The sequence below is a fragment of the Nocardioides marmoriginsengisoli genome (assembly GCF_003725695.1).
Lineage (GTDB): Bacteria > Actinomycetota > Actinomycetes > Propionibacteriales > Nocardioidaceae > Marmoricola > Marmoricola marmoriginsengisoli.
On the sequence record NZ_RJSE01000005.1, the window covers coordinates 262062 to 274684 of the forward strand.

12 protein-coding genes are annotated in these 12623 nt (G+C 71.0%); 6 read left to right on the forward strand and 6 right to left on the reverse strand.

The features are described from left to right. Positions 1-5: 5 nt before the first annotated feature. Both smpB and sigJ read right to left on the reverse strand, forming a co-directional pair. Positions 6-485 (reverse strand): SsrA-binding protein SmpB, encoded by a 480-nt coding sequence (gene smpB, locus EFK50_RS07190; RefSeq protein ID WP_123226880.1) that lies wholly within the window; start codon positions 483-485, stop codon positions 6-8. Positions 486-504: 19 nt separating this feature from the next. Continuing rightward, positions 505-1404: an RNA polymerase sigma factor SigJ gene (gene sigJ, locus EFK50_RS07195; RefSeq protein WP_123226881.1), complete on the reverse strand. Its 900-nt coding sequence runs from the start codon at positions 1402-1404 to the stop codon at positions 505-507. 127 nt (positions 1405-1531) lie between these two features. Between sigJ and EFK50_RS07200 the strand changes: the two genes are divergently transcribed. Next, positions 1532-2107, forward strand: coding sequence for an NADPH-dependent FMN reductase (locus EFK50_RS07200; protein WP_123226882.1), 576 nt, complete (start codon positions 1532-1534; stop codon positions 2105-2107). Here EFK50_RS07200 and EFK50_RS07205 read toward each other — a convergent pair. Next, complete coding sequence (locus tag EFK50_RS07205; protein WP_221177312.1) at positions 2104-2724, reverse strand: TetR/AcrR family transcriptional regulator; 621 nt, start codon at positions 2722-2724, stop codon at positions 2104-2106. The two genes, EFK50_RS07200 and EFK50_RS07205, sit on opposite strands and share 4 nt — an antisense overlap. 22 nt (positions 2725-2746) lie before the next feature. Here EFK50_RS07205 and EFK50_RS07210 point away from each other — a divergent pair, with 22 nt between their 5' ends. Beyond that, the gene (locus tag EFK50_RS07210) at positions 2747-3952 is read left to right on the forward strand and encodes an alpha/beta hydrolase (RefSeq protein WP_123226883.1); all 1206 of its coding nucleotides are present in this window, start codon (positions 2747-2749) and stop codon (positions 3950-3952) included. Here the strand turns inward: EFK50_RS07210 and EFK50_RS07215 are convergent. Both EFK50_RS07215 and EFK50_RS07220 read right to left on the reverse strand, forming a co-directional pair. Then, positions 3903-4739, reverse strand: a complete 837-nt coding sequence (locus EFK50_RS07215) for a pseudouridine synthase (RefSeq protein WP_123226884.1) — start codon at positions 4737-4739, stop codon at positions 3903-3905. The two genes, EFK50_RS07210 and EFK50_RS07215, sit on opposite strands and share 50 nt — an antisense overlap. A 120-nt stretch (positions 4740-4859) precedes the next feature. Further along, on the reverse strand, positions 4860-5612 hold the full coding sequence (locus tag EFK50_RS07220) for an SDR family NAD(P)-dependent oxidoreductase (RefSeq protein ID WP_123226885.1): 753 nt from the start codon (positions 5610-5612) through the stop codon (positions 4860-4862). A gap of 92 nt (positions 5613-5704) precedes the next feature. Here EFK50_RS07220 and EFK50_RS07225 point away from each other — a divergent pair, with 92 nt between their 5' ends. From EFK50_RS07225 to EFK50_RS07240, 4 genes are all read left to right on the forward strand, one after another. After that, a complete protein-coding gene (locus EFK50_RS07225) occupies positions 5705-6610 on the forward strand; it encodes an NAD(P)H-dependent flavin oxidoreductase (RefSeq protein ID WP_123226886.1) in 906 nt (301 codons plus the stop codon). Positions 6611-6792: 182 nt separating this feature from the next. Beyond that, positions 6793-9615 (forward strand): putative Ig domain-containing protein, encoded by a 2823-nt coding sequence (locus EFK50_RS07230; protein ID WP_123226887.1) that lies wholly within the window; start codon positions 6793-6795, stop codon positions 9613-9615. A gap of 24 nt (positions 9616-9639) precedes the next feature. After that, positions 9640-10317 (forward strand): response regulator transcription factor, encoded by a 678-nt coding sequence (locus tag EFK50_RS07235; RefSeq protein WP_123226888.1) that lies wholly within the window; start codon positions 9640-9642, stop codon positions 10315-10317. Then, a complete protein-coding gene (locus EFK50_RS07240; protein WP_123226889.1) occupies positions 10314-11666 on the forward strand; it encodes a sensor histidine kinase in 1353 nt (450 codons plus the stop codon). The genes EFK50_RS07235 and EFK50_RS07240 overlap by 4 nt, the downstream gene beginning before the upstream one ends. Here EFK50_RS07240 and EFK50_RS07245 read toward each other — a convergent pair. After that, complete coding sequence (locus tag EFK50_RS07245; RefSeq protein ID WP_246004077.1) at positions 11663-12514, reverse strand: COG4705 family protein; 852 nt, start codon at positions 12512-12514, stop codon at positions 11663-11665. The two genes, EFK50_RS07240 and EFK50_RS07245, sit on opposite strands and share 4 nt — an antisense overlap. Between the last annotated feature and the right edge of the window lie 109 nt (positions 12515-12623).

The following is a 12623-nucleotide window of genomic DNA, read 5'->3' on the forward strand; positions in this document are numbered from 1 at the left end:
ACCAGTCAGTCCCGCCGGCCCTTCATCCGCCGGCTGACCTCCCGCTCCGCCTCGCGACCGGCCTCGCGCTCCGCGAGGGCGTGCCGCTTGTCCCAGGTCTTCTTGCCGCGCGCCAGCGCGATCTCGACCTTGGCGCGACCGTCCTTGAAGTACAGCGTGACCGGGACGATCGTCCGGCCGCTCTCGGTGACGAGGCGCTCGATCTTGTCGATCTGCGCCCGGTGCAGCAGCAGCTTGCGCTTGCGCCGTGAGCCGTCGTTGACCCAGTGCGCCTGGGCGTACTGCGGGATGTGGACGCCGTGCATCCAGACCTCGCGGTTGTCGACGTCGACGAAGCCGCCGACCAGCGAGGCCCGGCCGGCCCGGAGCGCCTTGACCTCGCTGCCCTCCAGCACGATCCCCGCCTCCCAGGACTCGCCCAGGTGGTAGTCATGCGCAGCCTTGCGGTTGCGCGCGATCACCGGGTCGGCCTGGGGCTTCTTCACCCCCACATCCTGCCAAACCTCAGAGCTCGCGCCAGGTGCGGAGCTTCTCCGGATTGCGCACCACCCAGATCCGCTGGATCCGGTCGTCTGCGATCTCGAAGGCGTAGACCGCGACCGTCGCGCGGCCGGCCCTCGCGACTAGGCCGGGCTGACCGTTCACGGTGCGTTCCAACAGGTCCAGGCTCCCGGCCCGCTCCGCCAGACCCACCAGGTAGCGGGCGATCTCCGCACCACCCTCGACTGGGTGCAGGGACGCCGCCACCAAGCCGCCGCCATCGGCGATCGCGGCGGCGGCAGGGTCGAGCAGGCCGATCAGCGCGGCGACGTCCTTCGCCTGCCACGCCTCCTTGAACCCCCGCACCACCCGGGCACGCTCGGCCGACGGCACCGCGATCGGCTGGGCGTCCCGGACCCGGCGCCGCGCCGAGGACGCCAGCTGCCGGCAGGCCGCCGAGGAACGACCGACGATCTCGGCGACCTCGTCGAACGGGTACCGGAAGACGTCGTGCAGCAGGAACGCCACCCGTTCGGCCGGCGTCATCGAGTCCAGGACGACGAGGAAGGCCATGTCGACCGACTCGTCGAGGGTGATCCGGTCAGCAGGATCGGCGTGCGCCGTACCGGACCACTCGGCGGTGTCCGGCACCGGTTCCGGGATCCACTCGCCGACGTACTGCTCCCGGCGGACCCGGGCCGACCCGAGCACATCCAGACAGATCCGGCTGGTGACGGTGTTGAGCCACGCACCCGGGGACGCGATCGCGGCCTGCTGCTCGGGTGCCAGCCCGTACCAGCGGGCGTACGCCTCCTGCACGGCGTCCTCGGCGTCGGCGAGCGAACCGAGCAGCCGGTAGCCGAGGTTGATCAGCCGACCCCGCTCGGTCAGCAGTACCTCGGGCGGCTCCGGGCGGTTGCTCATGGTGTCGACTCTCTCCCTCGAAGTGGTCCTTCACCAACCTCGACGGAGCACCGCGGCGGAATGTGAGGCCTGACATTCCCGGCCCCGCATTCGTCGTACCGGCAACGACGACGAAGGAGATCAGCCCATGCTGAAGATCGGCATCATTCTCGGCAGCACCCGCCCGAACCGGGTCGGCGCCCAGGTCGCGGCCTGGGTCCAGGAGCACGCCTCCCGGCGTGGCGACGCGACGTACGAGCTGGTGGACCTGCTCGACCACCCGCTTCCCCTGCTCGACGAGCCGCTCTCACCGATGCTCGGCCAGTACCAGCACGAGCACACCGTGGCCTGGGCCGGCACGATCGCGCCGTACGACGGCCTGGTGTTCGTCACCCCGGAGTACAACCACGGCCTGCCCGGCTCGCTCAAGAACGCGATCGACTACCTGCACGCCGAGTGGCGCAACAAGGCCGTCGGGATCGTCTCGTACGGCGTCGCCGGCGGCACCGGTGCGGCCGCGCAGCTGCGGCAGATCTGCGGCCAGCTCGGGATGGCGGACGTCTCCCGACAGGTCGTGCTGAACCTGCACACCGACTTCGAGAACTACTCCGTCCTCCAGCCCAACGAGGCGCACGTCGCCCTGCTCGGCTCGACGCTGGACCAGCTCGTCGACTGGAGCGCCGCCCTGGCGCACCTGCGGGTCGAGGCCGCCTTCGCCGGCTAGGACAGCACCCGCACCAGCCGCGCCCGGGTCTCCTCCCAGAGGTGGTCGACCGTCCGCTCGCTGCCGCCGTTGCTGATCCGCAGCAGCGCCAGCCCGCGGATGGTGGCGAGCGCGAACACCAGGTCCTCGGCGAACCCGGGACGGCGGGCGATGTCGCCCAGTGCGTCCACGGCGACGCGTGCGATCGTGGCGCCGACCTTGCGCTCCAGGCGGTGCAGGTCGTCGCGGAGCTCGTGGTCGGTGCGCGAGGCCACCCAGAGCTCGAGGGCGGCGTGGAACATCACGCCCTGGTGCTCGGCCCACAGCGCGTCGAGGGCTTCGGCGACGGAGACCGGTCCCTGGGTGAACACCTCGCGGACCGCGGCCACCCGCTGGTCGGCCAGGTGCGCGACCGCGGCGCCGACGAGCTCGGCACGGGTCCGGAAGTAGAGGGTCTGGGCACCGCGCGAGACGTTCGCGAGCTCGGCGATCCGGACGGTCGTCGTCCCGGCGTAGCCGTGGCTGACCAGGCACTCGATCGTCGCGTCGAGGAGCGCCGTACGGGTCTCGGCGCGGCGTTCGGCCTGGGTACGGTGACGACGAGGCGCCTTCGCCAGCACATCTGTAGATATCTGCACCTCTGCATGTTAACGTCCGCGAATGCTGACCCGCGCACTGGCCGCCCTCGCTCTGGCTCTCGGGGTCGCCGGCCTCGCGCCGCTCGACGGCGCGCAGGCGGATCCGACGAGCGGGCCGACCCTCCTCGACGTCTCGATCCCGGCCGTCCACGGCCCGATCGACGACAAGTGGCTGCCTGGCTACACCGGCGGGCCCCGGGCCAAGGTGCTGCTGCCGGCCGGCTACGACCCGGACCGCGAGTACCCCCTGCTGGTGCTGCTGATCGGCCTGACCAGCAGCTACCACATGTGGTCGGACGCCGGGCTCGGCCAGATCGCCAAGACCGCGGGCGGCCTGGACGCGATCATCGTGATGCCCGAGGCCGGCAACGGCTGGTACACCGACTGGTGGAACAAGGGCCGGCGCGGCGGCCCGTCCTGGGAGACCTACCTGCTCGAGGACGTCATCCCGTACGCCGTCGCGAACTACCCGATCCGACCCGAGCGCCGCTGGCACGCCCTCGCGGGGGTCTCCATGGGAGGACTCGGTACGACGTATCTCGGCGGCCGGCTCCCCGGGTTCTTCGGCTCGATCTCGGTGTTCTCCGGCCTGGTCGACACCCACCTGATCTACGGCGAGAACCTGGTGCAGTCGTTCATCCCGCAGTACCTCGCCAAGACGCCGACCTACGACCCGCAGATCGTCTACGGGCCCGAGTTCGGGTTCTACTCGCTCGGCCACGACCCGACCCGGCTGGCCGCGAACCTGCGGAACACCCGGGTGTTCCTCACCACCGGAAACGGCATCCCGACCGAGGACGGCGAGCCGCACCGGGACGCCCCGACCGATGCTGCCGCCGAGGGGCTGATCATCCGGCCGGCGATGAACAAGTACGCCCAAGCACTGCGCGCGGCCGGGGTGCCGATCACCTCGCGCGTCCACACCGGCGCGCACTCGTGGCCGAACTTCCGCTCGGAGTTCAAGGAGGCGATGGCCTGGGGGTTCTTCGAGCCCGTCGTCGAGCACCCGACCACCTGGGTCAACGACACCGTCGCGACCCGCGGCACCCTCTGGGGCATCGACTACGCGTTCACGACCCCGCCGACGAGGATCGTGCGGTTCAGCCGGAACGGCGGGTCGCTCTCGGTCAGCGCCGCAGGCTCGCCGGTCACCCTGAGGACGGCCGGCGGCTGCTCGATCACGACGCCGACCCCGGCGACGGTGCCAGTGGCAGCCGACGGGTGCTGACGTAGCGTCGCGCGGTCCCGTCGATCGGGTCCGTGAACGACAGCTCGCTCGCCAGCAGCTGCAGCGGCCGGGTGAAGTCGTCGACCGACCTCTCGACGACCTCCGGGTAGAGCGGGTCGTCGACGATCGGGAGGCCGAGGCCGTTCAGGTGCATCCGGAGCTGGTGAGTCTTTCCGGTGCGCGGGGTGAGCCGGTAGACGGCGAGCTCGCCCACCCGCGACTCGACCTCGATCAGCGTCTCGGCGTTGGGCGGCGCGTCCGGCACGACCTCGGCCTGCCAGACGCCGCGCTCCTTGCGGAGATGGTTGCTGACCGTCATCGGGAAGGTCAGGTCGGCACGCCACGGAGCCAGCGCCCGGTACGTCTTGCTGACGGTGCCGTGCTCGAACATCACCTGGTACGGACCGCGCCACCGACGCTCGGCCGCCAGCATCAGCACCCCTGAGGTGATCCGGTCGAGGCGGTGCAGCGGCGAGAGCTCGGGCAGGCCGAGCTCCTCGCGGAGGCGGACCACGACGCTCTGCCGGACGTGCCGCCCGCGCGGGATGGTCGCGAGGAACGGCGGCTTGTCCACCACGACGATCCGCTCGTCGCGATGCAACACCGGCAGGTCGCCCGGCACCTCGACCTCCTCGCGCAGGTCCCGGTGGAACCAGACGAAGGTGTGCGGCGCGTACGGGTCGTCGTCCCGCACGGGCCTGCTGTCGTCGTACACGAAGCGGCCGGAGGCCAGCATCCCGCCGACGTCGACCCGGTCCGGGAACCGGTCCCGCAGCCAGGCGCCCATCGTCGGCCAGCCCTGCTCCCCCGGGTGGCCCCGATCGGGGGTACGCGCCCACGCGGCGTTGAGACCGTGACGAGGAGGCAACGGGGAACGCGGGGGCACCTGGCGATCGTAGGCGTCCGGCTACCAGGCGACCGGGCCGGCCGCGTCGAAGAAGCTGCCGCTCGGCCCGGCCTCGTCCAGCAGGGCGGCAGCGACGACGACCTCCGCGGCCGCCAGTGCTGTCGTCGGTGCGGCTGCCCGGTTGTCCGGGCCGCCCAGATCCGTCTGCACCCAGCCCGGACAGACCGAGTTCACCTTGGTCGTCCCTGCGGCCAGGTTCTTCGCCAGCGCGATCGTCAGACCGTTGAGTGCCGCCTTCGACGCCTGGTACGCCGGCACCACCAGGTCGTAGTAGGGCGAGGCCGGATCGGTCTGGTCGGCCAGCGACCCCATCGTGCTGGAGACGTTGACGATCCGGCCGGCCCTGGAGCGTTCCAGCAGCGGCAAGAATGCCTGGGTGACCGCGACGGCGCCGAAGAGGTTGGTCTGGAACGTACGACGGAACAGGTCGAGGTCGAGCGGTGTGGTTGCGTCGGCGGTGGTGGCCTCCGGCAGGATGCCGGCGTTGTTGACCAGGATGTCCAGGCGTCCGAACTCGCGGTCGACGCGTGCCACCGCAGCCTCGACACTCGCCGGGGAGTCGACGTCCAGCGGCACCGCGATCGCGAGGATGCCGCGCTCACGGAGCTCGACGACGGCGTCGTGGCCGCTGCGCTCGTCGCGGGCGCCGATCAGGACGGTGGCGCCGGCGGCGCCGAGCAGGTGTGCGGTGGCCAGGCCGAGGCCGCGGTTGCCGCCGGTGATCAGGGCCAGCTTGGTGGTGGTTGTTGTCATGCGTCGAGCCTGGCCGAGCTGCCGGCTCGGATCCGGCGGGAATCAGACTCGACGTCCGGGCCTTCTGCTCCGAGACGTGATAGCCCTGTCCCGTGACCAATCGCGTGCAAGAGCTCCTCGGCGTCGAGATCCCGATCGTCCAGGCCCCGATGACGTTCATCGCCAACGCTCCGCTGGCGGTCGCCGTCTCCGAAGCCGGTGGCCTGGGGGTGATCGAGACCCTCTCACCGCAGGGCCGCGAGGACCTGGGCCGGGTGCGCGACCTCACCAGTGCTCCGGTGGGCGCGAACCTGATGATCCAGGGCTGGAAGAAGGACCCGTCGATCGTGGAGGTGATCGCCGAGGCCGGCATCAGCTACGTGGCGACCTCGGCCGGCGATCCTGCGCTCTTCACCGAGCGGCTGCACGACGCCGGGATGACCGTCTTCCACGTCGTCGGCTCGTTGCGGGCCGCGCAGAAGGCGGTCGACGCGGGCGTGGACGGGATCGTCGTCGAAGGGGTCGAGGGCGGTGGCTTCAAGGGCGCCCTCGGTGCGTCCACGATGGTTCTCCTCCCACTGATCGCGTCCAAGGTCGACCTGCCGCTGATCGCCGCCGGCGGGATCTGCGACGCGCAGTCGATGGCGGCGGCGTTCGTCCTCGGTGCCGAAGGAGTCCAGCTCGGTACGCGGATGCTCGCCACCGACGAAGCGGTCGTCCACCAGAACTTCAAGGACGCGATCGTCTCGGCGGGCGACGACGGCACCGTGCTGATCAGCGTGCCCGGCAACCCGACGATGCGGGTGCTGCGCAACTCCATCACCGAGGCCGGCGAGCACGCGAGCCTGCTGGGCAACATCACCGACCTGTACTTCGGCGGGGACATGGAGGCCAGCGTCGCGAACACCGGGCAGGTCTCCTCGCGGATCGAGGCGGTGCTGCCGGTCCGGACCCTGATCGAGGAGATGTGGGCGGGCTGCCACGCTGCGCTCGAGGCCGGTCGCGTCCGACTCGGCTAGCTATTTCCCGGTCACCCAGCGACCAAATGTCCGGGCTCACCCGTTTCGTCCGGTCGCCGGGGCCGGTGCCGGGTCCGCAATCCGGTGGGTCGCTATACGGAGAAGGAACGAGACCGTAATCTCGACAGCGGCGCGCGTGGGGTGCGTCCTCGGGTTTGCGTTCAGCAAAGGGTAGATAACTGATGGGTTCTCTTCAGACCAAGCAACGTTCCGCGATCGCCGTCGTAGCGGGCCTCGTGCTCGCACTGACCGGCCTCGTCGGCCCCGCCAGCGCGGCCACGTCGCGGACCGCCACTCTCGGCGTCAGTCCGACCACGCAGAACGTGGGTTCACCGGTGACGCTTACCGGCAACGTGAGCAAGTCCGGCAAGGGCGCGGTCGTCAAGATTCAGCGCCGCGCCGGCTCCGCCGCCTGGGTCACCGCGGGTCAGACCAAGACCACCTCCACCGCGGGCCGCTACTCGGTCAAGCTGAACCTGCCCGCCTACGCCGGCACCTACAGCTTCCGCGCCTACGCGCCGAAGACGAGCAAGTTCCGTGCCGCGTACTCCCCGGCACGCGCCGTGACCGCGCTGCGCAAGGCGACCGCGACGATCACGTCGGCGACGCCGGCGACGATCCCGCTGGGCTCGTCGAGCAACCTGGCCGGCAAGGTCACCCCGTTCACCACCGGCACGGTGGCCGTCATCCAGAAGCTCACCAGCGGCACCTGGTCGACCGCGACCACCGCCACCGTGAAGTCCGACGGCACCTTCCTCGCCAACGTCAGCCCGACCGCCACCACGACGTACCGGGCCTACGTTCCGCGCAACGGCCTGAACGCCGTGGCCATCTCCGCCGGGAAGACCGTCAACGTCGGACCCGCGCAGACCCCGCCGAACATCACCAGCCCGGCCACGCTGCCCGAGGGTGACAAGGGCGTCGCCTACTCGACCACGCTCACCAAGACCGGCGGCGCCGGCACCTGGTCGCTGGTCTCCGGGCTGCTGCCGGCCGGCGTCACCCTGAACGGCGCCACCGGCGTCCTCTCCGGCACCCCCACCGCAGGCGGGACGACGAACTTCACGATCAAGTTCACCGAGACCGCCACGAACCTCACCGACAGCCAGGCGTTCACCCTGGTGATCACGCCGCCGCCGACGATCACGACGGCCTCCCTGCCGGACGCGACGCGCGGCCTGCCCTACACGACCACCCTGGCCAAGACCGGCAAGGCCGGCACCTGGTCGCTCTTCGAGGGCAACACCCTTCCGGCCGGTCTCAGCCTGAACGCCACCACCGGTGAGATCTCCGGGACCACCACGGCCGCCGCTGCCACCTACCCGGTCTACGCGGTCTTCACCGAGACCTCGACGAGCCGGACCGCCTTCCGGGCGCTGGCCCTGAAGCTGGTCGACGCTCCGCCGGCCGGCTCCCCGGCGATCACCACCACGACCCTCCCAGACGCCGACAAGGGCGTTGCCTACACGACGACGCTGGCCAAGACCGGTGCCGCCGGCACCTGGTCGCTCAACTCCGGGTCCCTTCCGGCCGGGATCACCCTGACGCCCGCCACCGGCGAGCTGGCGGGAACCCCGACCGCCGCCGGCACCGCGAGCTTCGAGGTGAAGTTCACCGAGACCACCTCCGGTCTCTCCGCGGTCAAGGCGCTCACCCTGCTGGTGACCCCGGCCCCCGCCATCACCACCACGGTGCTGCCGACCGCGACCCGGGGCGCGCCGTACACGACGACGTTGGCCAAGACCGGCAAGGCCGGCACCTGGTCGCTCGTCACCAACCCGCCGCTGCTGCCGCTGCCGGCCGGCCTGACCCTCAACCCGGCCACCGGTGAGATCTCCGGCACGACCACCGCGGCGGCCGCGACGTACCCGGTCTACCCCGTCTTCACCGAGACCTCGACCGGTCGGCAGGCAGCCGCCTCGCTGGCCCTGACGGTGGCCGAGCCCGGTACGCCGGGCGAGGTGACGATCACGACCACCACGCTCCCGGACGCCGACAAGGGCGTCGCCTACACGACGACGCTGACCAAGACCGGCGGTGCCGGCGTCTGGACCGTCGTCACCGGCAGCCTGCCGGCGGGCATCACGCTGGCCCCGGCCACGGGCGTGCTCTCCGGCACCCCGACCGCGGGCGGCACCGCGAGCTTCGAGGTGAAGTTCACCGAGACCAGCTCCGGGACCTCGGCCCTCAAGGCGCTCACCCTGCTGGTGACCCCGCCGCCGACGATCACCACGACGACGCTGCCGGACGCGACCCGGAACGTGGCCTACACCGCCACCCTGGCCAAGACCGGCAAGGCCGGCACCTGGTCGCTCGTGCCGGAGACCACCCTGCCGACCGGGCTGACCCTCGACAGCGCCACCGGCGTGATCTCGGGGACGACTCCCGGACCCGCCGCCACCTACCCCGTCTACCCGGTCTTCACGGAGACCTCGACGGGCCGCAGCGTCGCCGCCGCGCTCTCCCTCAAGGTCGGCCCGGCCGACCCGGTGGTGACCACCACCAGCATCCCGACCGGGATCACCGGGGCCGCCTACAGCCAGCAGCTGGAGAAGACCGGCGCGGCGGGCACCTGGGCGCTCAAGAACGGCGTCCTGCCGGACGGCGTCACGTTGTCGGCCGCGGGCCTGCTCGCCGGGACGCCGACCACGGTGGGCGACTACGGCTTCACGGTGACCTTCACCGAGACAGCCACGGGCTTCTTCGACAACCAGGTCTACCTGCTGCACGTCGAGGCGCCGGGCTCCCCGCAGATCACCTCGCCGGCCGTGCTGCCGGACGCCACCAAGGGCACGCCGTACTCGTACACCGTGGACGGCGACGGCACCGGCACCTGGTCGATTGCCTACCAGATCCTGCCCCCGGGGATCACCCTGAACGCGGCCACCGGCGCTCTCACCGGGACGCCGACCGTGAAGGGCGACTTCCTCTTCATCCTCAAGTACACGACCGGCTCGGGCTCCAACACCAAGGTGTTCAGCATCCACGTGGCCGACACCCCGTAGCCGGACCGGTGTGAGACTGGGACCATGCGGATCCTGGTCGTCGAGGACGAGAAGCGGCTGGCCGCGTCTCTTCGCACCGGGCTGGAAGCCGAGGGCTTCGCCGTCGACGTGGCGTACGACGGCGGCGAAGGCCTCTGGTACGCGCGCGAGCACGCCTACGACGCGATCCTGCTCGACATCATGCTGCCGGTGCTGAACGGCTACAAGGTCTGCGAGACGCTGCGCGCCGAGGAGATCTGGACGCCGATCCTCATGCTCACCGCCAAGGACGGCGAGTGGGACGAGGTGGAGGCGCTCGACACCGGTGCGGACGACTACGTCACCAAGCCGTTCTCCTTCGTGGTCCTGCTCGCCCGGTTGCGCTCGTTGCTGCGCCGCGGAGCCGCCGAGCGGCCCGCTCAGCTGGTCGTCGGCGACCTGGTCTACGACCCGGCTGCGCGGCAGGTGACCCGGGCCGGGACCGAGCTGAGCCTGACCAGCCGGGAGCTCTCGGTCCTCGAGCTGCTGATGCGCCGTGCCGGTGACGTCGTGACCAAGGCCGAGATCCTCCACCACGTCTGGGACTACGCGTTCGAGGGCGACCCGAACATCATCGAGGTCTACATCGGCCGCATCCGGCGCAAGGTCGACAAGCCGTTCGGGCGCGAGGACATCGAGACCCTGCGCGGCAGCGGGTACCGGCTGCGGGCGGCGGCCCGATGACCTTGCTGAGCCGTGCGACCTCGTCGGTCCGGGTCCGCGTCACCGTGGTCGCGTCGCTGTTCGTCCTCGTCGTGACCGCCGTCGGCTCGGTGGTGGTCGTGCTGGTGATCGGGCACTCCCTCAGCCAGGGCCTGATCGACTCGGCCGGGCAGGACGCCGCCGCGATCGACGCCCAGCTCGGCCGCGGTGTCACCCCGGCCGCAGCAGCCACCACCGGCCGCAACGACGTGCTCGTCCAGCTGATCGACAACAGCGGCGCGGTCGTGGCCAGCGACCAGCCGGCCCAGCTCGAGGAACCGCTGCGGACCACCGCCGGCGTGACCGGGACCGTCGTCGTCCCCGGCCTGGTCGACACGTACACGGTGGTCGCGCGCCGGGCGTCGGCCAGCTCCCAGCCGGTCGCCCTGATCGTGGTCGGACGCTCGACCGAGCAGCGCGACAACACCCGGGCGGAGATGGCGCGGGCGCTCGGGATCGCCGTCCCGCTGGTCGTCCTCGCCCTCGGCGTGATCGTCTGGATCAGCGTCGGACGGGCGCTGCGGCCGGTCGAGGTGATGCGCGAGCAGGCGGACCAGATCACTGCCACCCACCTCCCGGACCGGCTCGCCGTGCCCGCGGGCTCGGACGAGATCCCCCGCCTGGCGCACACCCTCAACGAGATGCTGGACCGGATCGACGACGGCCAGAGGCTGCAGCGTCAGTTCGTCTCGGACGCCTCCCACGAGCTGCGCTCGCCGCTGGCAGTGATCCGGCAGACCGCGGAGGTCGCCCGCGCGCACCCGGACCGGATCGGCGTCGACCAGCTCGCTGACGACGTGCTGCACGAGGGCGGCCGACTGGAGGCCCTGGTCGGTGCGCTGCTGCTGCTGGCCCGCCTCGAAGGGCATCCGGCGCTGCACACCGAGCCGGTCGACCTGGACGACATCGTCCTGGTCGAAGTGGCCCGGCTGCGCGACGCCGGCGCCCGGGTCGCCCTCGACGTCTCGGCCGTGAGCGCCGGCCAGACCCGGGGCAGCGCGGTGCTGCTCGGCCAGGTCGTGAGCAACCTGTTGGCGAACGCCGTCCGGCACGCGTCCACGACCGTGCGGGTCGGCTTGCACCAGACCGGGCAGCACGTCGAGCTCCTCGTCGACGACGACGGCGCCGGGGTGCCGCCGGAGAAGCAGGACGCGATCTTCGAGCGGTTCGTGCGACTCGACGAGGCCCGGACCCGGGACGAGGGCGGTAGCGGACTGGGCCTGGCGATCGTCCGCTCGATCGTGCTCGCCGTCGGCGGCTCGGTCACGGTCGGTACGGCGCCGCAGGGAGGAGCCAGGTTCACGGTCCTCCTCCCCACAGAAGCGGACTAGCCGACCAGGACGCCGTCGTCCAGGTCGTCGTCCCGGTCGTCTGCCGGGCCATGCTCCGGGTCATGCTCTGGGCCACTGTTCGACCGGCCGGAGCCGAGCTCGATCACGTCCCGCCGGGTGATCGTCAGGTAGGCGACCAACCCGGCGATGCAGGTCAGGAAGATCGCACTGGTCCCGGTCGTCCCCAGCCCGAGACCGCCGTCCGACCGGGGCTGGGACATCAGGTCCCCGATAGAGGCGCCCAGCGGGCGGGTCAGGATGTACGCCAGCCAGAAGGCCAGCACCGCTCCGAGCCGGAAGCGCAGGTGCGCCACCGTGATCGCCGCGATCGCGACGGCGAAGACCCCGACCGAGAGCAGGTAGCCGAGTGCGAGCTTCTCCGCCAGCAGGTCGCCGGCGGCAGTGCCGAGCGCGAACGTGAACAGGATCGTCAACCAGTACCAGGCCTCCCGCCGGGTGCTGGTGATGGTGTGGATCGACAACGTCCGCTCGCTGCGGTACCAGCCGGCGAAGGTCGCGACCAGTGCCAGGGTGAAGACCCCCGTGCTCACCCAGAGCGAGACGCCGAGGTTGTCGGTCAGGTTGTCGGTGATCAGGGTGCCGACGACGCTGATCAGGACCACCGACACCCAGTAGAGCGGTGCGACGTAGCGGCGTGCTCTGAGCTGGAGGGCGAGCGCCACCGCCAGCAGGCCGCTCATCACCCAGGACGTGTTGGTCAGACCGAACCCGAGGGTGTCGTTCAGGTAGTCCGCGGCGGTCTCGCCGACCGTCGTGCAGAGAATCTTGATGACCCAGAAGTAGAGCGTGACCTCGGGCACCTTGTTGAGCAGAGACCGCAGGTCCACCCTGCGTCCGGATGTCGTGGGAGTCGGTGTCATGGAAGCAGCGTGGGACACCGTCCCTGACTCCCACCTGAACAGCCGGACCCTTCAGGAGAAGTTCAGCCGGCAGGCT

What these genes read in the sequence shown, in the direction of transcription:
- sigJ (WP_123226881.1), bottom strand. Translation starts at nt 1,404, where the DNA reads ATGAGCAACCGCCCGGAGCCGCCCGAGGTACTGCTGACCGAGCGGGGT.
- EFK50_RS07200 (WP_123226882.1), top strand. Translation starts at nt 1,532, where the DNA reads ATGCTGAAGATCGGCATCATTCTCGGCAGCACCCGCCCGAACCGGGTC.
- EFK50_RS07210 (WP_123226883.1), top strand. Translation starts at nt 2,747, where the DNA reads ATGCTGACCCGCGCACTGGCCGCCCTCGCTCTGGCTCTCGGGGTCGCC.
- EFK50_RS07215 (WP_123226884.1), bottom strand. Translation starts at nt 4,739, where the DNA reads ATGGGCGCCTGGCTGCGGGACCGGTTCCCGGACCGGGTCGACGTCGGC.
- EFK50_RS07220 (WP_123226885.1), bottom strand. Translation starts at nt 5,612, where the DNA reads ATGACAACAACCACCACCAAGCTGGCCCTGATCACCGGCGGCAACCGC.
- EFK50_RS07230 (WP_123226887.1), top strand. Translation starts at nt 6,793, where the DNA reads ATGGGTTCTCTTCAGACCAAGCAACGTTCCGCGATCGCCGTCGTAGCG.
- EFK50_RS07235 (WP_123226888.1), top strand. Translation starts at nt 9,640, where the DNA reads ATGCGGATCCTGGTCGTCGAGGACGAGAAGCGGCTGGCCGCGTCTCTT.
- EFK50_RS07240 (WP_123226889.1), top strand. Translation starts at nt 10,314, where the DNA reads ATGACCTTGCTGAGCCGTGCGACCTCGTCGGTCCGGGTCCGCGTCACC.